Below are 22,056 nucleotides of genomic sequence, written 5' to 3'. Positions count from 1 at the left end.
CCATATCATGGGTTATGGACTTGTTTTTTTTGGAAACGGAACATGAAGTGGAGAAGCTTCATGTTTGATTTGCCAGTATCAGAACGTCTTCGCAAACGAAATCAGTGCGGTAATCGTAATGATGTTAAGCAACGTCGAGATCAGAACCGTCTGGGCGGCAAAGTCTGGCTCGTTATCGTATTCCTCAGCCAGAATGGACGCATTGACTCCGGTAGGCATACCGGATGCGATAATAAGGGCTTGAGCGGCGATACCTTGCAAACCGAGCAGCAGTACAATCGAAATCCCGATGGCCGGGCCAATCAGCAAACGCAGAAATGTGCTAATATACACATCAAGACGATACAGGCGAATTGGATATTTTACAATTTGGGCACCGAGTGTCAAGAGTGCTACAGCGACCATACTTTGCTGCGCATAAGTCAGCGGCATGGACAGGAAAGTGGGCAATGGAATATTCCCCATATGAAACAAAATGCCGAGCAACAGTGCATAAGGAACGGGCATTTTTAGAAATCCAATGATCACCGCACGGTAATTGCCTTTGAGCTTGGCACCCTGAATGGACAGCACACCATAGGTAAACGTCAGTAATGCCTGTAAAGACATGACCAGTGCCTGGATGGAAGAGGCCAGCGGATCACCACGAAATACCAGGGAGTTAATGGGCAGACCATAATTGCCTGCATTGTCCAGCATGATGCTGTTGTTGAAGGCAGCCTTCATGCCTTTGTTCATGCGAAGCGAGCGTGCGAACACAGACCCCACAATATAGAGAATAAGTACATATAAGGCGTAAAAAAGCGTGACAGTTCCGAGCAATTCCCCCGACATATCGGAGTGGTACATGCTCATAAAGACGGCTGCGGGGGTAATACAATAGAAATTGATTTTGGCGAGGGTGTACAAGTCCAACTTGAACACCTTTTGCATCCAGGACCCGACGGCAATCAGGAGAAAGACGGGCAGGACGACTTCAAGCATGATGTCTGCAATCATCAGTTCAGCTTCCTTTTTCATGAAAATTTCAGTCCGATTTCGAAAATACTTCAACCATTATATCATTTTATACACAGATGAAAGATGTAAATGACTAAAAAAGATAAGGGGGCTTTTCATTATGATTCCAGATCATCTGGATTATGGTTTATCGATATTATTTATTGGATTCAATCCCAGCATCACGTCTGGAGAGACGGGTCATCATTATGCTTATAAAGGAAACCGTTTCTGGCGCATTCTTGAGCGTTCCGGATTGACTCCTCGTTTATATGATGCACAAGAGGATGGAGAGTTGCTGAAGCTGGGGTACGGATTTACGAATATTGTTGCCCGGCCAACAAGAGGTATGGACGATATTACAAAGGAAGAATATGCAGAGGGACGGCAGATTTTACGGCAAAAGCTGGAGGAATACCGACCAGACATCGCCTGTTTTGTGGGGAAAGGGGTATACACTCAGTATAGTCAGCGTACCAAAGCGGAATGGGGATTTCAGGACGACCCGGTCGTCAAGGAAATTCATGAATTTGTAGCCCCGTCATCCAGTGGACTCGTGCGTATGTCGATGGATGAGATCGTAGCGATCTATTCACAGCTTAGTGATTTTGTCTCCGAGAAAAGCAGAGAGGACTGAAAACGAAGCAAAAATGAAACTCCACATGGCAGCAAGTGCAGCAGTAACAAAGAACCTTCATTGGTTGCAGAGTTCGGCTATCCGGTTTAACACCGGGTGGCGCGAATTCTTTTTTTTGGATAAAGTGAGAGGTTTCAGGAAGTGATTCCGTCTATATAGTACAGAACCATGCATGGAAGCTGTAGAGAAGGGGGATTACATGACTCAACAGATACCAGAGGAGGAGCTCATTCAGCGTATTATGGCAGGGGACAAACAGCTATTTGCTGTGCTCGTGGATCGATATAAAAATAAAGTCTTCGGTATTTTACGCGGAATGGGTGCGAGTCATCAGGATGCACAGGATCTCGCTCAGGATACGTTTCTTCGGATGTACCGCTATCTTCCCGCGCGAAGGGAAGGAAGCAGTTTCTCATCTTGGGTATACACCATCGCTGTGAATCGGATGCGGGATTTTATGCGGCAACAGAAACCGGTCATGACCGCTGTTCATACAGGCTTGGAACAAACCAATGGTGAAACGCCAGAGAAACATGTGCTGCATAAGGAGATGCAGCGTGAAATATATCGCCAGATGGACCAACTGCCAGAGTCGTATCGGCTTGTGCTGCTGCTTAAATATACGAATGAGCTGAGCTACGAAGAGATTGCAGATATCACAGACATGAGCCCCGCACAAGTGCGTAATGCACTTTATCGAGGGAAGAAAACGTTGAAGAAACAAATGGAGCGCAAAGGAGGTTTATCGACGTATGAAGCCTATTCCAAATGATGAGGATCGATTGTGGGAACAGCATTTCTTTCGTGAGGAGCCGGATGCGGACTTTACACTTGAGGTGATGCGAAAACTGGAAGGGGTGTCCATGGAAAGCGCAGAGCACGGGGATCCATTTACGAAAAAGGCTTCCAAGTCCCATTGGATGCGCCGTACTGGGATTGCAGCAGCGGCAGTTGTGATCCTTGTGGGAGGGGCATGGTTTGCTTTTGATCACACAGCAAAATCGACTCAATCCACGGTAAATGCCGTAAATAACCCGCCACTACCTAATATACCTGTTCCAGAGGCGCTGAAATATTCCAGTTTGGCGGATGATTATAAACGTCTTAAACCTCTTGGACTTGTGGTTAATCCGAACATTCATATTGATGATCAGGGCTACAAGCTCAAGATTGAAGATGTGCTTGTAGATCGTTCGCAGATTGTAATAAACTTGCAGCAAACAGCACCTGATGGGACAGGAATATCCGTGTTATATCCCGAATTGGGAAAAATTCATGTTACTGATGAAAAGGGGAGAGAGGTTGCAACCATTGCGAGAGATACCAGATTAAGCAGTGCCTCTCTTAACAAATTTATATTTCAGTTGCAGCAAGATATCCCTGATAAAGTGATCGTGCGTGGAGAATTGGGACATATAAGAATAGGAGATTTCTATGATTTTGTGAAAGAGCCATATGAGGATAGAGATGTTACGGTGGATTGGAGTTTTCAGTTCAACATCGATATGACCAAAGCCAAATCACTCGCTGTTGAGAGCCCGATGGAAAACACGTATACGACACCGGAAGGGTTGGAGATCGATCTGACACAGCTTGTACGCACGCCAAATGGAACACGACTTGATATGGCTGTGAAGCTGGATGATCAGCTTCGTACCAAAGTTGATGAGGATTGGGCGAACTATATGAGCATCATTTACCATCTTGAGATCCCTGACACCAATGAATATCGAATTTTCAATGGGTTTAGACCAGATGCTCGTGAAGCGAAGTTTCGGCTTCATGATCAGAGTGGCGTGAAGGACGGAGGGCCGTTGAAGTTGTCGGAGACATGGGATCCAGCATTTGTAACGGTAGATGCTAAAAAAATTCGTTTTGTCCTCGATGGTTACACCCTCCCGGTGAAAGAAGAGAAATCTGTGGAAGTTGATTTGGATAAGAGGCGTACAGACATTGCATTTCATACCTTTGTGAAATTCGAGCAGCTTGGTGATAAAATCCTATTTGATGATTTTGATTATAAGTCTGTGCCGGAATCATCTAACCTTCAGAAGAGTAATGTGAATAAAGAATATTCCCTTGTCCTGAATGGAACAGGGACGTTCCGAAACGCTTTCCATGGTGATCGCTGGATAGCGGTAGATTCACAAGGGACGGAATATCCTGTTGAAGTAGTTGGTTATCCAGACCAGCCCAATAGTAACGGTGAATACGTTGCCGATAAACTGAAATTGATCATCCGTGGTTTTTACAAAGAGAACGGTAGGAAATTCACTTTAAAACGTGAGGTGGTCGATAGAGAGTATCGAGACGTAAATTGGGAAGTAGATCTTCCGTCGTACACCAGTCTGCCTTGGCAGAAATAACAGTCATGAATTATTCTCTGCTAAGAAGGGACTAAACTTGGAAGAATAACAAGATAGAGATAGAAGGGCCCAGCATAATAAAATGCTGGGCCTTTTTGATATTCAATAAAGTTAAGTTGTACTGATGCTAAAGAAGTTGTGCACATTGAGTTACGCCGATTCCCTTGGAATAAGGGACGTGGATAACATCACCGTTTCCTTTGGTGTTCCCGGGCGTTCAATTCTGCGCTGTAACGCTTCGATCGCACGCTGACCGAGTTCCTCTTTGCACAGGTTGACTGTGGTCAGGGGCGGTGACGATGTGGCGGCGGCATGCACATTGTCGATACCGATGACAAGGCAATCCTCAGGTGTGGAGAATCCCATTTCCTGCAACTTATTCATCCACTGCAAGGCGATATCATCATTGACGCCAATCCAGGCATCGGGCCGCTCGTTCGCGGGCATGTTTTTGATTGTGGCAGCCAATTGATCGATCCATTCGCCGTTCTCATAAGGAATATTCCATTCTCTGAACGTGGTCAACCGACTGCTATCCGCGTGGAAATGGTTCAAAGCCAGTTCGATGCCGATCTGCCGCTGCGCAAAGCTGGCAGCTCGGCCATCATCCGTAATCAGACCGATACGGCGGCACTGCATCGACATTAAATATCTAGCCACAGTAATGCCTGCTTCCAGGTTATCATGGCTGATGGTATCGCAGTTCAATAGTGGCTCCTGATGATCCACGAGCACAATTGGGCGGCCTGTCTGGGTCAGTCGTTGCAGGACTGCATGGGGGAAAGCGCCCATGGCGATGACTCCTGCACAACGTTCCCAATCCAAGTGAGGAGCGATTGCCCGTTCTGGCGGCGTGTGTTCATCAGCGACTCCCAGAGAGGGAGATACAATGGCATGATGCCATCCTCTCTCATTACAGGCAGAGATCATGCCTGAGAGGACGCGCTGCCAGTAGTGGGGCTCACCCCGGTTGAGCTGATTCATGCAGATGAGAGCAAATGGGGGTTCGGATTGTTCTGTCTGGGTTGCAGTTGGAACAGTGCTGCTTCCTGGGGTGCTTTGGCGATATCCCAAGGCACGGGCTAATTCCAGCACACGGGCGCGAGTCGCTTCGCTGACACCAGTCTTGCCACTGAGTGCACGGGAGACGGCATATTTGGATAATCCAAGCTGGTCGGCCAGCGACTGGATAGATACTTTACGTGACATTTCATTACTCCTTCATATGTAAACAATTTGCATAAAACCAACGAGCCATTTCAATCTACAAGATATGATCCAATTTATTTTTTAATATACCATCCGTTATGAATTGACGATCATCTTCCGGCACAGTACACTTACAAATAATAATGTTATTATAATTTATCATAACGAAAATAACAATGCGACACAAATCATTGAATGAATCGGTGCAAACAAATATGGAAACTTCAATTCAAAGGAGACGACATCCATGGAACAGTTCAGATTACCGAAAATCCCCATGCCGCATCTGGAATTACCGCAAGCTGTGCAGAACATTCTCACCGAGGCCGAGGAACGGCTGCAACATAGACCCAGATTGCTGGCACAGTTCCGTAACTGTTTTCCCAACACGTTGGAAACGACGACAAAGCTATTGGATGATGGGACAACCTTTGTTATTACAGGGGATATCCCGGCAATGTGGCTGCGTGATTCAGTGGAGCAGGTGATGCACTACGTTCCGCTGGCAAAGGAAGACGAACAGCTGCAGCGGATCATTGGCGGGCTGATCAAACGGCATACATTCTATGCGGACATCGATATCTATGCCAATGCGTTTAACGAAACGGCTAATGGATGGCATTGGGATGCGAATGATGAGACAGAGATGTCGCCTTGGGTGTGGGAACGCAAGTTTGAGCTGGATTCACTTTGTTTCTCTATGCGGCTCGCCTATGCGTATTGGCGTGAGACGGAATTGACGGATATATTTGACGAGCGTTTCAAGAGGGTGATGGAGAGCGTAGTACGTCTGTGGAAAACGGAGCAGCGTCATGGTGAACAGTCCCCATATCGATTCATGCGCCGGAATTGTCCAGCCCATGATACGCTCCGTAACGAAGGCTTGGGGATGCCGGTAAACTATACCGGAATGATCTGGTCCGGTTTCCGCCCCAGTGATGATGCATGTGATTTTCATTATAATATCCCGGCAAATATGTTTGCAGCGGTGACTTTGCGCCAAATGGGGGAGATTGCAAGGTGGGTATTTCGAGATGAGAAGCTTGTCAGTGAGATGGCTCATCTGGAAGAAGAAATACGACATGGTATTTCCTTATACGGTACTTACCGTCACCCCGAGTATGGGCAGATTTATGCCTATGAGACGGATGGTTACGGCAACTTTTGCCTAATGGATGATGCAGGTACCCCGGGACTTATGTCTATTCCGTATTTGGAGTATGCTTCCACCGAGGATATCGTGTACCAGAATACACGGCGCTTTATTTTGAGCAAGGAAAATCCGTTTTATTATGAAGGACAAGCAGCCAAAGGCATCGGCAGCCCTCATACTCCTCCCGGATACGTCTGGCATATGGCGCTGTCCATGCAGGGTTTGACCGCAGACAATGATAAGGAAATGCTGGACATGATAGATTTGCTGGAGAACACGGATGCAGGCACCGGGTACATGCATGAGGGTTTTCATTCAGATGATCCCAATACGTTCACAAGGCCGTGGTTTGCTTGGTCGAACAGCCTGTTCTCACAGCTTGTGTACAAGGCAATGAAAAAAGGAATTCTATAAAATGATGTAAGTTCAAAAAAATAACTGCCTGCAAAGCAGTCGTTCCGGTTACGAATCGTTCTTTCGATCGCTGTTATCCCCGGATTTTTTGATTCCCTTTTTGTAAGGGGAAATCCGGTGATAAAGGCGAGCACTTCGTTTCTCCAGAATCGATTTCGTCCCCTGCACTGCGTTTGCTATTTGGCATGACTTTTTTTCGGCTACATCATTTCTAGAATAGAAGAGTGAGTAGACAAAAAGCCCAAACTGCAAAAGATTCGCAGTTTGGGCTTGGTTTATGAGGAAGGCTATTTGACTCACGGCTTCACTATACAGTTTTCAGCAGATCCGCAATGAGCACCTTTTGACCTGTGCGGGCACTTTCGAGGGATGCAAGGACCATGGCCATACTGAACTGGTTATCACTGCAATCGGTCTCAGGCAGTCGTCCGGATTCCAGTGCAGCGAACATGTCTTCGAGACAGCCGTGGTGTCCTGTTTTGTCCATGACAGGCTGCTCTCCTTCGATCCGCTCACATGGTTGGAAAAAGGATGGTTTGCCGTCCGCATCCAGATGCTGTGCCGAGACAACTTCAGCATAAATGTCATCATGTCCATCCCAGATCGCGGTTCCTTTTTCGCCGGTTACACGCCAGGATGCTTCCCATGAAGTAGGCACACCTTCTGTGCACCAGGACCCGCGATAGTTAAACACGGAGCCATCGGACATTTCGAAGATGCATAGTGCCATCGCATTACCTTGATACCAGGACCCTGGAGGATTAAATTCGTGGCAGTACACCGAGACCGGGTTGGCACCGAGAATATAACGTGCCTGGTCGAAGGTGTGGATCGCCATATCCAGCAGCAGTGGACTATCCATCAGGTCACGGAATCCTCCAAAATGAGGTCCCAGGAAGAAATCTGCCCCTGCAAAACCGACCTGACCAATCGTTCCGTCGGAAATCAACTGCCGATAGGCGCGAATACGTGGATCGAAACGGCGATTTTGCATCACAGCCTGAATATTGCCCGTACGGCGTGCAGTCTGAACAATATCTTCACAGTCAGAGAAGGATTCCGCCAGAGGTTTTTCGCCAAATACATGACATCCTTGTTGTAATGCCGTCATCGCAATGGTGTGATGGCTTGCTGGAATGGTGACATCAAATACAATATTGGCATCTGTTACTCGAATGGCCTCACCGATATCCGTAAACGTGGGACAGGAGAGGCCGTGCCGTGCAGCGAGTGCAACGGCAGTCTGTTCATACAGATCGACAAGCCCTACAATTTCCGTGTCCGGTCTCTGGATGGCGTAATCAACCCAGGTATTGGACATGGCCCCACAGCCTGCCACAACTACCCGATAAGGATGACTCATCCTATCATCTCCTTATACTTTTCATTTTCTATGTTTGTGCAATGGACATCATGCCACTCCATGTTAATCCCGTTTCTATAACGGATTGGGAACAAAATCACCACCGCGACATTGTTTTAAATATTTTAGTGCGTGCACCTGTCCGGTCATTTCGAGTTCATCTTTGTAGACAGGATCATGCCAGCCTTCAATATCAATCGTTCCCTGATACCCGTTTTGGCGCAGAATTGTAATGATGTCGGACCAGTTGGTATCCCCGAAGCCGGGTGTACGGTGCCAGACGAATTCACGTGGGCCGTGCACGCCATATTCTTTGACGATGTCCCAGGCAATGGTGGCATCTTTGCCGTGCACATGGAACACTTTAGGCGCCCATTTGCGCAGCTGAGGAATTGGGTCGATCAGGCTGGACATTTGATGGCATGGCTCCCACTCCAATCCGATGTTTTCATCAGGAACTGCATCGAACATCATCTCCCAGGCCGTTGGATTATGCGCAATGTTCCAATCGCCTGTCTGCCATGTACCACCCATATCACAGTTTTCAAAAGCAATGCGTACACCCCGGTCTGCAGCCCGGCGTGCCAGTTCTCCAAACACTTCCTTGAAACGTGGGATGGATTGGTCAATCGGTTGATCGGTCAGTCGTCCGGTAAACCCGGAGACGATATCCGCTCCGAAGAGCTGGGCATGGTCAATCACCCGTTCCCAACTGGCCAGTGTATCGGCATTATCCCCAGCTCCGGTGAGCGGATTGCCAAAGACACTTACTGCAGAGATGACAATTCCTTGTTCGTCCACAATTTCACGGACACGTTTGGCTGTTTCGGCGAGGTCCAGATCACCAGTTGTTTGCCAGAAGGTCAGATTGAATGATTCGAAGCCATGTTTCATGATCTGTGGAATGACGCGGACTGCGTCGTGTCCACCCACAAGGGTGCCTATGCGTAACGGATTATTCATGGTTGAATTTCACTCCAATATTGGCTTATAGTACTTCGTGACACACTCATTATAGCCGGGCATCTGCTGCATGGCTCTATACAATCTTGTGCAATATTAGTCTGATCTTGTGGGGAAAGGAGGAGACAGCTTGCTGGACCTGAAAGCGCTTCACGAAAATACCCGCATTGACCATAAATCACATCCATTTCAGTTGTTCCAGAATCGTTGTTGGGGGATGAAAACGGAAGAATGTATTCTGTACTTGCACTGGCATGAACACTTTGAACTGATTTTTATGCGGAAGGGCAGTGCACTGTTTCATATCGACAGCAGGCCCTATGTAGCTCAAGCAGGTGAGGTCATTATCATTCCTGGAGGGGCGCTGCATGTCGGGTATGCTCTGGAAGAAGGGGATATCCACTATGATTCGGTTGTGCTCAACAGTGCGTTATTTCATGATTTTACCCATGACCCCGTTCACTTGAAATATGTTGCTCCCTATCTGGAAGGGAAGGTAAGGTTCCCGGTAAAACCGGCGGAGCACGACATAGCTTGCCAAGGCTATTACTCCCTGTTGGATGAAGCTATCGAGGAGATGGCCTCACAGCCGCTGGCCTATCAATTGGTTGTGAAATCCAAGTTGCATGCCTTGTTCACTCTGCTTGCCCGCACATTTATGCCACACCATCTCCCTGATAAAACAACGGGATCGTATTTTCCCAATCGGGAACGATTTAAGCTTTTGATTGAGCAGATTGAAGCGGAGCCAACAGGGAAAATGTCCGTGACCGAGGCTGCCGGGCAGGTAGGGCTGAACACATATCATTTTTGCAAAATGTTCAAAAAACTAACTGGACGCACCTTTGTGGAATATGTGAATGGGTGCCGAATGACGAGAGCCGAACAGTTGCTGCAGGAGAGCAGCCTTACCATTACCGAGATCGCTGCCCAGGTTGGCTGTGATAACGCCAACTATTTTACGAAGCTGTATAAACAATACAAAGGGATGACACCCTCGCAGGGGCGGTTAAAATAAGAAGGCCTTGCGTCAACAGAGTACAAACAAAAATCCGGATCACCGCCAGAGATGCGCGAGTAATCCGGATTATTTTATGAATATCAGATACCAGAACAAACATTTGATCTGTTTATGAAGATGCTTATTTCATGAATTTGGAGAATAATCGATTAGCCTTTTTGGAGAGGTCGTCCAATTTGATATTGGCCTGATCTAGTTGATTGTATCCCCATTTGATCGTTTGCAGCATGCGTGGGGAGATGGGCGTACCTTTGATCCGTGGATAAATGTTGTGATAGGCCCAGACGAGATGCTCCCAGCGATTATCGTTGCCGTCCTGAATATACTCCGAGACGTCGATGACTTTCCCGCGTCCATTCTGGAGAATGACATTTTTCAGATGAATGTCGCGAGGGTTCAGTCCGCGGCTGCGAACGGCTTCTCGCGCTGCGTCCACATCGAGCATCACCTGCTCAGGAACCGGGATTCCTTTTTCCAAACATTCGAGCAAGGTATCTCCCGCTTCAAAACTGATCACAAGAATATTTCGGCCGCTGCCGTAATAGGTAGGGAAATAGGGCAGGCCTTTGAGCTGCTCATATACCTGTTTTTCATTTTCAAGTTTGTCCAGGGCATGATCTGAGTACATCTTGAAGGCATACTGCGGCAATCCGTCATACGTAAATACCGCCGCATCCGTTCCTGTGCCAATACAATTCAGTCCTTCTACATGGCCGATGATGTTCACGAGCTCATTCCGGTCGCTTCCGATGACTTGGATTTGTTGTAATGCCTCTTCCGCCTGGAACCAATCCGGTCGATTCATGGGTGGTGCCTCCTTTTAGGATATGCCTGTACAATATTTTTTCATATAATATCAACTCATGAGTTTTACACTCGGCCGCTCCGCGTGCAGAATAATCTTTCAATCGCTGTTACCCCCAGATTTTTTCTGCGCTCTCCGTTTTAGTGTAAATCTATGGTTGATCTTATATCAAAGCAAAATCCTGTACTCTATTTAGAATAGTATGCGTTCTGCTCTGTAATTTCATCTTTTGGTGATGTTACTATATAAACGTTACGCATTGAATCGGAAACGGTTGCGGATAGAAGAAAATTACGGAAGGGGTGCTTGCGACGTTTTTGCTCTTTCCTATATACTGTGAGCATTAAGGGATCTCATGCAGATCCGGCATACAGAAAGGCAGAATATCTTATGGCACAATACCCGCAGTGGTCTTATTCGCAGTCGCGGGCGAGTATGTTCGATGAGTGCCTGCGCAAATATTATTATCATTATTATGGAGCCCATAACGGCTGGAAGGCAGATTCGGCTGATGAGATGCAGGTACGTCTGTATCGATTGAAGCAGCTCAGTAATCTATACCTCGTATTCGGTGACCTCGCGCATCGGATGTGTGAATCGGCGGTTCGCAGCAGGGAAGAAGGCAAGGATAAACCTCGTGAGCACTTTCTGGAACTGACGATGCGCAAGCTGCTGAATCAGGCGTATGTGGAATCAATGGATCAAGATCAGTGGCGGCTCGATCCCAAGAACCGGGTGATGTTGTCTGAGATGTATTACGGGGATGACACGTTGAATGACCGGATTGCGACAATTAAAGAACGAGCCTCGGCCTGTGTCGGTAATTTGTACCAGACGCTCACGTGGGAGGACCTGTCCCGTGCAAGTACGGATATTTTGGAGATTGAGAAATGGGATACGATGATGCTGCACGATACGCGTGTGTATGTGAAGATGGACTTGTTATATCGTCGCAGCAACGGCAACATCGTCATTGTGGACTGGAAGACGGGCAAGGAGGATGACTTTTCGGATCAGCTGATGCTGTACGCATCCTATGTGAGGGAGCATTACCGGGTTCCACTGGAGCAGATTGAGCTGAGGGTGGAGTACCTGTTAACCGGAACACACCGAGAGTTTACGGCAACGGAAGAGGATATCCTAAAGGTGGAGGAGAACGTGGGGCGGTATATTGCGGAGATGCGCTCCTGTGTGGATGATGAGTATTACAACCGTCCCAAGGACGTTTCGTATTTCACGCCAATGCCTTCACGCCGTGCTTGCCGGGACTGTAATTTCCGTGAGGTGTGCAGCGAACGTATAGTATAGAGCGCCACCCGAAGCATCTTCAGAACTCATTCCTATTTCATGTAAAAATAAAACAAGAAGCGCCAGCCTGGACAGAATCTGTCCGGACTGGCGCTTCTATTACGTTCCACAGGCCGGCGACAACGCGCCAGGTGGAACGGTCATATCAAGATTACTGGACCGTGGCGGTATTCTCCAGCGCCTGTCCTGCGGGAACATAGGCATGCCCGAGATCCCGGGCAACCGCCTCATACGTGATATGTCCATTCAGCACGTTCACCGCGCTGCGAATGGACGCACTGCCGCGAATCGCGGCTGCTGCACCGTGGTTCGCCAGCTGCAGCGCATAAGGCATAGTGGCGTTAGTCAGCGCCACCGTAGACGTGCGCGGCACCGCGCCTGGCATGTTCGCTACCGCGTAATGCACCACACCATGCTTCACATAGGTCGGTTCATCGTGGGTCGTGATATGATCAATGGTCTCCACAATTCCGCCCTGATCAATCGCCACATCCACAATGACCGAACCGGGTGCCATGGTGGTAACCATTTGCTCGCTGACTAGGGTTGGCGCTTTGGCGCCTGGAATCAGCACCGCACAGATCAGCAGGTCGGCAGCCGCAACAGCCGAAGCAATATTGGATGGACTCGATACCAGCGTATGAATCTGATTGCCAAAAATATCATCCAGCTGGCGCAGACGATTCAGATTCAAATCGAGGATGGTCACATCCGCACCCAGACCAATCGCGATTTTGGCGGCATTGGTGCCCACCGTGCCGCCACCAATAACAACGACCTTGCCACGGCTTACGCCGGGTACGCCGGATAACAGAATGCCTTTGCCACCTTCCGTTTTCTCCAGCAGCTGCGCTCCAATCTGAGCCGACATTCGTCCGGCAACTTCACTCATCGGGGTGAGCAGAGGCAGCGTCCCGTTAACTTCCAATGTCTCGTACGCAATGGCGGTCACCCGGCTTTCAATCAGTGCCTTTGCCAGTGCAGGTTCCGCTGCGAGGTGCAGGTAGGTGAAGAGAATCAAGCCAGGGCGAAAATAGGCGTATTCGCTGGCAAGGGGTTCTTTGACCTTGATGATCATATCTGCCTCTGCCCACACAGTTGAAGCTGTATCCCGAAGCTCCGCTCCGGCCGATTGATATTCGTTGTCTGTGAATCCACTGCCCAATCCTGCGCCACGTTCGATCATGACTTGATGTCCGGCTCTGACAAAATCAGCAGCTCCAGCAGGGGTCATTGCTACACGATTTTCATTGTTTTTGATTTCTTTCGGAATTCCGATTCTCATCGCCATGCACCTCGTCCATTTAATGGTTGTTAGCTTATACTACAAGTTTATGACCTGGATCATCGTTTTGCACCTTACCTCATGTCTATGTTTTGAAGAATTGATTCAACATAATGTCGAGAAAAGACTATTCAGGACATTTGTCCATCGCTTATAATGTAAGAAAAAATGACACTATGAGGGATCGATATTGAGAAATGACCGCGTGTTTACGATAAAGGATATTCTGGCTCGCCCTGTCTTTGCCAAAGCCCGGCTTGCTGCGGGGAAAGAAGGAACATCACGTCAAGTTGGATGGGTTCATGTGCTGGAGATCACCAATGTTTCTCCCTTTGTAAGTCCCCATGATCTTATTTTATCCACTGGACTATGGCTTCAATCGGAAGAAGGGCGCGAAGAATATCTGCTCCAGTTAATCCGGAGCGAAGCGGCGGGGCTTTGCGTGGAGTTTGGTACGAGCATTCATGGCATTCCCGAAGAATTGATTGAACTGGCTGACAGGCATCAATTCCCACTTATCGTGTTTGAGCAACCGGTCCGTTTTGTTGAGATCACGCAAGATATTCACGCTTTGCTTATTAATCATCAGCACCAGCTGCTGAAGAGCCTGGAAACCTATTCCCGTCAGCTTCAGCAGCGAACATTACAGAGTACAGACATGTCGGCTGTGCTTAACCTTCTGCATGAATATGCGGCCAAGCCGGTTGTGTATATCTCGTCCATGGAACCGGGCAGTTTTGTGCCGGAGTTACCCTCCGAGACACAGCAAGCGATCTACACATGGTACGAACAGGAGGTTGAGCATCTGGATCTCAATGATTCAGACACGGAGTTATGGTTCCATCTGGATGAGGAACAGGTGTTACTGTGTCATCCGGTCGTATGTTTTGGGCAGGTTTTTTCTGCGGTAGGCATGGTTGTACATCCTTCAGCACCCGTTGAGTATCTTAAGTTGTTGCTCGATTATACAGCGAAGGCTGCGGCCGCACTGACTCTGCGCTCTCAGTTTCTGGAGGAGAAGATGGTACGCAACCAGAATGAGCTGATCCAGGATCTGATGAACGGTAACATTCTTCAAGAGGAGCAGGCGCAGACCCGAATGGGGCTCCGTCTGTTGGTGAAGGGACAGTACTGGTTTGCCGGCGGAGTTATTGAGATGGAGCACCGTCTGAAAGGCATCGGCCGTGAGCGAATGGAAACCAATCATCAGGATATTCTGGTGCTGCTGCGTTCCTTGCTCAAAAAGAACAATCTCGCCAGCCTCATCATGCTGAGAAATAATCAGGTATATGTATGCTGTGCCAAGGAAGAGAGCAAGACATCTACACGAAATCAACTGGTAAAATCACTTGAAGGCATTATTGGTGATGTGAAGAGATTTGCGAGTCGCAACCTGAAGCAGGTTACGATCCATGCCGGATTTGGCAAGGTGCGTAACCGACTAACAGGATTGCCGGACAGTCTGCGGGAAGCGTACCAGGTCATCGAAGTTTCACGATCCGTGGATCGGCTGGAACATATTCATTTTTACGAACGTATGGGTATATATCAAATGCTTAAAGCATTGCCCCAATCGTTTTTGCAGCCTTTTGTAAATGATCATCTGGGCGTTCTGATTGACTATGATCGGACACATCATCTAAGGCTGGTGGAGACATTGGATGCCTTCCTGCAAAACTTTGGTTCCAAGCGGGATGCGGCTGCTCAATTGTTCATACATCGGCAAACCTTGTACAATAGATTGGAGAAGTTAGAAGAATTAATGGGACCTGATTTTATGGATCAGGAAAGAAGAATCTGCCTGGAGATGGCCCTGCTTGCTCATGCCATGATCGAGGAGGAACAGGAATTTCTGTCTTGATGAATCAGGCTGGTGACAGTCCAGACTGTGCATTATTGAAAAGCATGCACAGTCTAGCAATTTTTACTGATGCCCCGAGCGTGTCGTAATGCTCTTGGTAATACAGAGTTTTCAGAAGCTGGACGGCGGCCACGGAACAGTTTGGGTTGGCCGGAGGAAGGTGCAAGGGATAACGAGGTGGGAGCGGCCAAGCGATATGGCGAAGAACTGCGCTCCGGAAAAGTCTCCGTCTCCATTTTTTGGGATGAAACACCGGTTTGACGCAACCATTCATCAAGTCGCTCACGGTTGATTCCTAGTTGTCCGCTCAGATTACAGATATCGAGGTTTTTTCTCACACAAATCCGCCTTTCCTGGAATATCGGGCTGTATAGGTTCTGAAAGGGAAGCATGAAGTTCGAAATGGGTGGATGCCCACTTGATTGGTGTGCTCGATTAGCGGAATGGCGAATTATGTTGAACATCCTCATGAAAGATGTATGTACCCTGTGTTAAACGTTTGCAAACAGCTGTTTTTTATATTTACTATAATTTGGCTTTTATCTAGATTTTATCACTTCATATGTAACTGTGCGTCTCAATGTAGTCTCAATTTGTGAGAAAATACGGTTAAGGAAAGTACCAGTATCTAGTACGGAGGACACAGATGGAAAACAGTAGTGAGATTCAATACGATAGCCATTATGGTCATGGAAAACGTTTTGTGGGTCGAGCCAAGGAACTGATGGTGTTGGACCGATGGCTCAACAATCCGGAAGCACCTTTAACCATTTTTTCGGTTACGGGTATGGGAGGAATCGGTAAATCATCCTTGCTGTCTGAGATGTTGTCCGTTGCTCGGAACCATGGAGCAACCGCCATATGGATGGATGGCAGATCCTGCGGCTCTACACCGTCGGTCTTTTTGGAGTATCTCTCCTCTACATTGGGACTAGAGACAATGGGGAGTGATGGTAACACGCGGCCATTGAGCCTGCTGAGTGAGACTTCAGTAAAGAGGCGGCTGGTCCTTGCTGTGGATAACTATGAAGAACTGGCTCTTCTGGAGAGTTGGTTTATGGAAGTCTTTGTATCCAAGCTTCCGTTATATGGAGTACTTATTATTCTGGCCTCACGACCGGAGCCTGCTTCAGCGTGGCGGACACATCCAAGGTTGCGGCAGCGCCTCGTACAGATGCCTCTTCAACATTTTACGGGTGAAGAAGTGTCCGAATATATTGCAGTGGCAGGATCGTTGAACAGGAGCATAGCGGGGACGATTGCGCGTATGACGGATGGACATCCGCTCGGGTTAGCGCTTGCTGTGGAGGCTGCGGATCAGCGCAGGAATATTCCCATCTCCGATTGGACCGAATTATCACAAATGATTAGTGCCAGGCTGCTGCTTGAATTGACGCTTCCCCGTCTGCACCCAATGGTAGAGGTATTAACGCTGCTGGAAACGGCGAATCAGGAATTGTTGGCATCTGTACTGCAAACAGAGGTGACGCTTGAGGAATATAACGTCTTGAGACGTATGTCGTTCATCCGTTCCGGTCCTAATGGTCTGGCGCTGCATGATATGGCCAGATTACATCTGCTTCGGGATTTTCGCCAACGTGAACCACAGCGTCTGCAAGCTATGCGGGTGCGAATAGCGGGGCTGCTAAAGCCGCTCCATGAACAAGCGGGTCCACATGAGAGACGCCAGATTACGAGGAAAATGCTCCTTTTGTGTCAGGAATCCATGCTCCAGCATCGGAAGTACGCTGATGTGTCGGCGGATTCACTGTTTTCTCCGATGGAGGTGATGCGATCGGAGGACTTGCCAGCGTTGCACAAATTACTCCAACAGTGGTGTGAGTATAGTGTGGAGCCTTGGCAGGCGCCGTCTTATCCTGCTTTTTTAGACGAACTTGCACAGCGTTATCCTGAGGGGATTGTACTGATGCGAGACAAGGAGGGCGATCCGATCGCGATGTTCATTACGGTGCTCGTGCACCGGGAGAGCAGCGGGATGTTGTCCAAGTATTTTCCAGCCGAGATGCAGGAATGTTTCACACCGGAAGAGCTGGATTGTGATCCAGACCAGACGGATACTCACTTTGCGGTACTCGCTGCAGCAAGGGATGATGTACCAGGCTACAAACGTGAAGAACTTGTGGGTTATATGTCACTGGATCGGTTGTCCCTACTGGGAGAAGGGGCCAGGGTCATACTGGTCGCAACCAATCCGTACCTGAAGCTGTTTTTGCAGAGTATTGGTTTTCGGAGTAAGAGAGCACGTACTCGTTTATGTGACCTGTATGCAGATCAGGCAGATGTGCTAGATCTGGATTTGCGCAGTGGACAATTCGGTGATTGGGTGATGTCTCTTTTGATTCCTGATGCAAAGAACGGCGGGTTACAGCAGGGGACATCTGGCGTGAGTCAGGTACCCTGGTCCGAACAGGATTTACGCAAAATGCTGACTCATCTGCATTCTCCCGGAGAATTGCATGAGTCCGCAGGGCGAGTGAATGGCATGACGGATGGCATTCATCTACAGTCGCATATCCTGGATTTGCTGGAGGGCCGGGTTCATGGTATCTCGCAGCAGGATCAGAAGCTGTTATACGCGGCCTATTGGACATATGCTGGCAATCCAACTGCCGCAGCACAGGCATGCTCAATGAGCCGGGCGACATTCTATCGGCATCTACGAGCGGCTTTGATCCGGCTGGCAAGAGTACTGTAGCGTGATTGAAAGAATAATATGGATTCATGGGAAATTAACATCAATCATAAATTAATATCATTGGAATAAACCAAAAAACACACAGTAACCGGCTTATCGAGCCAGTCCTGCGTGTTTTTTTGATTGAAATAAATCTCAAGCAGATGACCATGAAATCCAGAGGCCATGATGCTGATTGGTTAGTGAAATTGAAGTCTTAATTCTTTGTTTCCACTAACCAATCGGCCAGTTCTTCCGTTTGGGTGAGAATGGCAATGGGGTCCCAATACCAGGAGCGATCAGCACCCCAGATATATACATGATCATTTTTGACGGCGTCCAATCCTCCCCAGATGGGGTCAGCCTTTAAATCCTCCATCGTCTGGTTATCTGTTGTTAGAACGATATAATCCCCAGCATATTTAGGCAAAACTTCCGTGGAGAGGCTCGCCCAGCCTGGATCGGTTAACTCAGCGATTACCTCAGCTGGAGGTTTGAAGCCAAGCACATTGTATATTACGGGTCCGCCCTTGCCATAGTTGGCGCCAACGGTTGAAATATCTTTACCCATATATTCCAGAATGGAGAATGTGCTATCGGCAGGAATAACCTGGAGCACTCGTTCTTTCGCTGCGGCTGTACGGCGGTCATAATCAGCAAGCCAGGCATTTGCTTCCTCTTGCTTACCTAGTAGCTCACCGAAATAGCTAACTTCTTCATGCACGGTTTTGAATGAGGCATAGGGTATGATTACAGTCGGGGCAATTTTAGTTAGCTGCTCATTCATTTCAGCGTACATATCATCCATAATAATCAGATCCGGCTCCATGGCAGCAATCTTCTCCAAGTTGCCGTTGCCATCTCCCAGATCCTCCACGTCTTTCAGCGCATCATGCAGGTAGGGGTTCGCAATGTGGTGACTTGATGTTCCGACAGGAGTTACACCCAGAGCGATCAGACTGCCCAGATATTCACCCGCTACAATTCGTTTGGGTTGCAATGGGACTTCGATATCTCCTGTAACCGTGGATACGGTTTTGGTCTGTGGTTGCTCGGCAGTCGTAGTTTTCGCATTCTCAGCTGCTCCCGAGGAACTATTACCTGTAGCCTCCGTCCCGCAAGCACTGATCAACAACATAAAGCTAAGCAATAATACCGCCGTAATAGGTGGTCTTGATCCTCTGTACATGTACAATTCGTCCTCTCCATCCCCAACTCGTTGATAATCATTATCATCTACAACAGTATAGCTGAGGGGGTTTGGAGGGCCAATGGATAATCTCATGGTTGTAGAAGGACTATCTTCTCGTTGGGTGGCTCTATGCTCCGCTCTGAAATGTGAGGGAGAGACGCCTTTATACTTTTTGAACAGCCTGCCCAGATAGTAGGGGTCCTGATAACCAACGTTGGATGCAATCTCTTTTAAGGTGGCATCCGTCTCCAGCAGCAATGCTGCCGTCTTTTCGATTCGTACTTTAATGAGATAATCAATCGGGCTGAGTCCGGTCCGGCTTTTAAAATAGGAGGAGAGATGTGGAACGCTATAATTCAGGTTCTCTGATAGTAATTCCAGCGTAATGGCTTCGGCGAATCGAGACTGAATAATCGTGATGATTTGCGCAGCCAGATCGCGTTTCTGAGAACGTACACCTTGAGTCTGCATCTGATTCATCACTTCAGTGATGAATTGAAAAAGTAGGCTCTTGGCACGCAAATGTCCAAGCGCTTCGGCTTTGCTCCATTCCTTATGCATGTCCGTCAAACAGCGATAGAGTATAACGGGTTCCGCAGGGATTAGGCTGTAGGTAACGTGGAAAGGACGAAGACGTTCAGCTAGTGCTGCAAGTTCGCTATGGGCTGGCAGTGAAAGTTTTGCTTTATAATATACGCAATAATATTCGAACTCTTCTTGTCCGGCTTCTACGTTCAGAATGCTTCCTTTACCCGCATGGAATATCTGAAAACGTCGTGTATTGTGTGATGTCTCATCGAGTATAATCTGAGCACTTCCGCGGACAGACATGATAAAGACACTGGCTGGCAAGACATAGGGACGCAAAGTCTGACCTGCTTGGACTACCACGCGGCGGATATCAAATATGTTGAAGGAAGCGTGATTCCACAACATCATGTGATTCTGTATCTCCATGTGCTACAACCAACCTTCTTCATCGAGGCTTAACAATTCTATGTATCATTCATTATAACGACATGAAGAGGCTGGTCATAGACCGAGCCTCTTCATGCGGTTATAGAGCGTTGCTCTGGAGATGCCGAGCTGCCGGGCGAGCGTTCTTTTGTTGCCTCCAGCGGCTTTCAGATATTGCAGCAGGAGATCCGACTCGTAGGTGTCCAACTTCTCCTGATAGGATAGGGTCGAAGTATCCAGCGGCTCCTCTTTTTTTTCTTCATGTATCGGAACAGATGGGTCCGAGCTTTCAGGTGAACTAGAAGAGACTGATTCCAGACCAGGTTGTGGATGAAGCTGTACCGCCTCGTGCAAAATGGATTGTTCCTGATCCATGGATGCAATGAAGGTGTCAGGGAGATATTCGGGCTTGACCTCGCCATCCGTGGTGAGAATGGTGATCCGCTCAATCACATTTCTTAATTCCCGTACATTACCCGGCCAGTCATACTGGAATAACAGCTTGAACACCTCAGGAGGAACCAGTTCAATATGACGATTATAGAGCAAGGAAAACTCTTGCAGGAAAGTCTGTGTCAACTCGTAAATATCTTCCTTGCGCTTACGCAGGGGAGGGATGACGAGGTTAATGACATTCAGTCGATAGTAGAGATCCTCCCGGAACTGATTGCGGGCGATCATGCCCAGCAGATTCTGATTGGTTGCGGCGATAATCCGGCAGCTGGCCTGTTTCATGCGTGTTCCACCGACAGGGAAGTAACTTTTCTCCTGCAATACACGCAATAGCTTCACCTGAAGCTCCAGTGGCATCTCACCTATCTCATCCAAAAAGAGCGTGCCGCCTTCGGCCAGTTCAATCTTTCCTTTTTTTCCTTTGGGATCAGCCCCTGAAAATGCACCCTTCTCGTACCCGAATAACTCACTCTCAAATAATGAACCAGGAATAGCTCCGCAGTTAATGGCGATAAACGGCGCTGTCTGCGGTTCACGCAGGTCATGAATGGCTTTGGCGAATAACTCTTTTCCCGTTCCGCTTTCTCCAAGAATAAGCACGGTAGCTGAGGTGGTGCTGATCTTGCGAATAGTCTCCAGACACTGGTTGATTACCGGGCTGCTGCCCTTGATTCTGGAAAATGGATCGGAATCCGGGCGCAGACGGGCAACGGCTTTCTCCAGATGTTGGACTTTGGATGTCATATGTAATAACTCTTGGTGCAGACGGATTTCGGTTGTTATATCCACTTCCGCAGCAACCGCGCCTACAATACGTCCATCGAGTTGCACTGGACGTGCATTAATCAGGGCGAATAGATCGGGCCTTGGCTGGTGCTGCTTTCGATACACGGTTTCCCCTGTGTATAACGTTTTGAGCGATTGAAGGCGATCAGGCGGAAAGAAATCCGCTGCCGGTTTCCCAATGATATCTTTTTTGTTGATGGAAAAAACATGCTCCGCACCCGATGTCCAGTAGGTCACCTTTGCTTCTTCATTAATCAATGTCAGAGCTGAGCCTGCCGTTTCCAGAGTAGTCTCGAAATAAGCTTCCATAAGCCGATGGGCATGCATCATTTCTTGTAAAACATCAGATACAGCGATATAGCCCAATAGAGGTCCATCATCCTGAACTAACAGATAAGGACTGGTATTAAATAGGGGGATGGCTTCGGCCAGTCCAGTGGTTGAAGGGATAACGGGCATGGAAAGGCCCGAATCCAGGATACTCATATTTGTACGTAATAAGGTCATTAATTCTGGAAGTAAATGTTTCATCAATATCACCTCAGTTAGGGCATAACTTTCGGAAACTATACCTGTTGCACGAGCTGCT

17 protein-coding genes are annotated in these 22,056 nt (G+C 48.1%); 9 read left to right on the top strand and 8 right to left on the bottom strand.

Annotated features, from left to right (window positions below; all coding sequences use genetic code 11):
• Positions 1-78: 78 nt before the first annotated feature.
• Positions 79-999, bottom strand: coding sequence for an AEC family transporter (locus ACR1R9_RS21705; protein WP_063567676.1), 921 nt, complete (start codon positions 997-999; stop codon positions 79-81).
• Between the two features lie 121 nt (positions 1,000-1,120).
• Between ACR1R9_RS21705 and ACR1R9_RS21700 the strand changes: the two genes are divergently transcribed.
• From ACR1R9_RS21700 to ACR1R9_RS21690, 3 genes are all read left to right on the top strand, one after another.
• A complete protein-coding gene (locus ACR1R9_RS21700) occupies positions 1,121-1,636 on the top strand; it encodes a mismatch-specific DNA-glycosylase (RefSeq protein WP_315794743.1) in 516 nt (171 codons plus the stop codon).
• 199 nt (positions 1,637-1,835) lie between these two features.
• Positions 1,836-2,408, top strand: coding sequence for an RNA polymerase sigma factor (locus tag ACR1R9_RS21695; protein WP_310852112.1), 573 nt, complete (start codon positions 1,836-1,838; stop codon positions 2,406-2,408).
• Complete coding sequence (locus ACR1R9_RS21690; RefSeq protein WP_433922749.1) at positions 2,389-4,002, top strand: DUF4179 domain-containing protein; 1,614 nt, start codon at positions 2,389-2,391, stop codon at positions 4,000-4,002. The genes ACR1R9_RS21695 and ACR1R9_RS21690 overlap by 20 nt, the downstream gene beginning before the upstream one ends.
• Positions 4,003-4,152: 150 nt before the next feature.
• Here ACR1R9_RS21690 and ACR1R9_RS21685 read toward each other — a convergent pair whose 3' ends face one another.
• On the bottom strand, positions 4,153-5,211 hold the full coding sequence (locus ACR1R9_RS21685) for a LacI family DNA-binding transcriptional regulator (protein WP_433922750.1): 1,059 nt from the start codon (positions 5,209-5,211) through the stop codon (positions 4,153-4,155).
• A gap of 247 nt (positions 5,212-5,458) precedes the next feature.
• Here ACR1R9_RS21685 and ACR1R9_RS21680 point away from each other — a divergent pair, with 247 nt between their 5' ends.
• Entirely contained in the window at positions 5,459-6,778 is a 1,320-nt protein-coding gene (locus ACR1R9_RS21680; RefSeq protein WP_433922751.1) for a glycoside hydrolase family 125 protein, read from the top strand.
• A 307-nt stretch (positions 6,779-7,085) separates the two neighbouring features.
• Here the strand turns inward: ACR1R9_RS21680 and ACR1R9_RS21675 are convergent, their stop codons facing one another.
• Together ACR1R9_RS21675 and ACR1R9_RS21670 are read right to left on the bottom strand one after the other, a co-directional pair.
• Positions 7,086-8,141 carry a Gfo/Idh/MocA family protein gene (locus tag ACR1R9_RS21675; RefSeq protein WP_433922752.1) on the bottom strand — a complete coding sequence of 352 codons (1,056 nt, stop codon included), beginning with the start codon at positions 8,139-8,141 and terminating at the stop codon, positions 7,086-7,088.
• A 75-nt stretch (positions 8,142-8,216) separates the two neighbouring features.
• On the bottom strand, positions 8,217-9,104 hold the full coding sequence (locus tag ACR1R9_RS21670) for a sugar phosphate isomerase/epimerase family protein (protein ID WP_433922753.1): 888 nt from the start codon (positions 9,102-9,104) through the stop codon (positions 8,217-8,219).
• 130 nt (positions 9,105-9,234) lie between these two features.
• On the opposite strand from ACR1R9_RS21670, the gene ACR1R9_RS21665 reads away from it, so the two are divergent.
• Positions 9,235-10,122 carry a helix-turn-helix transcriptional regulator gene (locus ACR1R9_RS21665; protein ID WP_076290224.1) on the top strand — a complete coding sequence of 296 codons (888 nt, stop codon included), beginning with the start codon at positions 9,235-9,237 and terminating at the stop codon, positions 10,120-10,122.
• Between the two features lie 124 nt (positions 10,123-10,246).
• Here ACR1R9_RS21665 and ACR1R9_RS21660 read toward each other — a convergent pair whose 3' ends face one another.
• Positions 10,247-10,930, bottom strand: a complete 684-nt coding sequence (locus ACR1R9_RS21660) for a serine/threonine protein kinase (protein ID WP_163756160.1) — start codon at positions 10,928-10,930, stop codon at positions 10,247-10,249.
• A 390-nt stretch (positions 10,931-11,320) separates the two neighbouring features.
• On the opposite strand from ACR1R9_RS21660, the gene ACR1R9_RS21655 reads away from it, so the two are divergent.
• Positions 11,321-12,238, top strand: a complete 918-nt coding sequence (locus ACR1R9_RS21655) for a PD-(D/E)XK nuclease family protein (RefSeq protein WP_310853555.1) — start codon at positions 11,321-11,323, stop codon at positions 12,236-12,238.
• Positions 12,239-12,389: 151 nt separating this feature from the next.
• Here ACR1R9_RS21655 and ald read toward each other — a convergent pair whose 3' ends face one another.
• A complete protein-coding gene (ald, locus tag ACR1R9_RS21650; RefSeq protein ID WP_099855671.1) occupies positions 12,390-13,523 on the bottom strand; it encodes an alanine dehydrogenase in 1,134 nt (377 codons plus the stop codon).
• A 190-nt stretch (positions 13,524-13,713) separates the two neighbouring features.
• Here ald and ACR1R9_RS21645 point away from each other — a divergent pair, with 190 nt between their 5' ends.
• The 3 genes from ACR1R9_RS21645 (at position 13,714) to ACR1R9_RS21635 (ending at position 18,100) form a co-directional block, all read left to right on the top strand.
• Positions 13,714-15,384, top strand: coding sequence for a PucR family transcriptional regulator (locus ACR1R9_RS21645; RefSeq protein ID WP_433922754.1), 1,671 nt, complete (start codon positions 13,714-13,716; stop codon positions 15,382-15,384).
• Positions 15,385-15,453: 69 nt separating this feature from the next.
• Positions 15,454-15,645 (top strand): hypothetical protein, encoded by a 192-nt coding sequence (locus ACR1R9_RS21640; RefSeq protein ID WP_433956392.1) that lies wholly within the window; start codon positions 15,454-15,456, stop codon positions 15,643-15,645.
• Positions 15,646-16,030: 385 nt separating this feature from the next.
• A complete protein-coding gene (locus ACR1R9_RS21635) occupies positions 16,031-18,100 on the top strand; it encodes a hypothetical protein (protein WP_433922756.1) in 2,070 nt (689 codons plus the stop codon).
• A 196-nt stretch (positions 18,101-18,296) separates the two neighbouring features.
• On the opposite strand, the gene ACR1R9_RS21630 is transcribed toward ACR1R9_RS21635, so the two are convergent.
• Both ACR1R9_RS21630 and ACR1R9_RS21625 read right to left on the bottom strand, forming a co-directional pair.
• On the bottom strand, positions 18,297-20,210 hold the full coding sequence (locus ACR1R9_RS21630; RefSeq protein WP_433922757.1) for an AraC family transcriptional regulator: 1,914 nt from the start codon (positions 20,208-20,210) through the stop codon (positions 18,297-18,299).
• Positions 20,211-20,303: 93 nt separating this feature from the next.
• Entirely contained in the window at positions 20,304-21,998 is a 1,695-nt protein-coding gene (locus ACR1R9_RS21625; protein WP_076290218.1) for a sigma-54 interaction domain-containing protein, read from the bottom strand.
• Between the last annotated feature and the right edge of the window lie 58 nt (positions 21,999-22,056).

The sequence above is a fragment of the Paenibacillus taichungensis genome (assembly GCF_050994985.1).
GTDB lineage: Bacteria > Bacillota > Bacilli > Paenibacillales > Paenibacillaceae > Paenibacillus > Paenibacillus taichungensis.
Note: the sequence above shows the minus strand (reverse complement) of the source record. Positions and strands in the feature narration are given on the sequence as shown.

Coding starts and splice junctions, on each gene's coding strand:
- ACR1R9_RS21640 (WP_433956392.1), top strand. CDS start 15,454: ATGCCCCGAGCGTGTCGTAATGCTCTTGGTAATACAGAGTTTTCAGAA.
- ACR1R9_RS21625 (WP_076290218.1), bottom strand. CDS start 21,998: ATGAAACATTTACTTCCAGAATTAATGACCTTATTACGTACAAATATG.
- ACR1R9_RS21675 (WP_433922752.1), bottom strand. CDS start 8,141: ATGAGTCATCCTTATCGGGTAGTTGTGGCAGGCTGTGGGGCCATGTCC.
- ACR1R9_RS21705 (WP_063567676.1), bottom strand. CDS start 999: ATGATTGCAGACATCATGCTTGAAGTCGTCCTGCCCGTCTTTCTCCTG.
- ACR1R9_RS21655 (WP_310853555.1), top strand. CDS start 11,321: ATGGCACAATACCCGCAGTGGTCTTATTCGCAGTCGCGGGCGAGTATG.
- ACR1R9_RS21685 (WP_433922750.1), bottom strand. CDS start 5,211: ATGTCACGTAAAGTATCTATCCAGTCGCTGGCCGACCAGCTTGGATTA.
- ACR1R9_RS21670 (WP_433922753.1), bottom strand. CDS start 9,104: ATGAATAATCCGTTACGCATAGGCACCCTTGTGGGTGGACACGACGCA.
- ACR1R9_RS21660 (WP_163756160.1), bottom strand. CDS start 10,930: ATGAATCGACCGGATTGGTTCCAGGCGGAAGAGGCATTACAACAAATC.
- ACR1R9_RS21695 (WP_310852112.1), top strand. CDS start 1,836: ATGACTCAACAGATACCAGAGGAGGAGCTCATTCAGCGTATTATGGCA.
- ACR1R9_RS21680 (WP_433922751.1), top strand. CDS start 5,459: ATGGAACAGTTCAGATTACCGAAAATCCCCATGCCGCATCTGGAATTA.
- ACR1R9_RS21630 (WP_433922757.1), bottom strand. CDS start 20,210: ATGATGTTGTGGAATCACGCTTCCTTCAACATATTTGATATCCGCCGC.
- ACR1R9_RS21635 (WP_433922756.1), top strand. CDS start 16,031: ATGGAAAACAGTAGTGAGATTCAATACGATAGCCATTATGGTCATGGA.
- ald (WP_099855671.1), bottom strand. CDS start 13,523: ATGAGAATCGGAATTCCGAAAGAAATCAAAAACAATGAAAATCGTGTA.
- ACR1R9_RS21690 (WP_433922749.1), top strand. CDS start 2,389: ATGAAGCCTATTCCAAATGATGAGGATCGATTGTGGGAACAGCATTTC.
- ACR1R9_RS21700 (WP_315794743.1), top strand. CDS start 1,121: ATGATTCCAGATCATCTGGATTATGGTTTATCGATATTATTTATTGGA.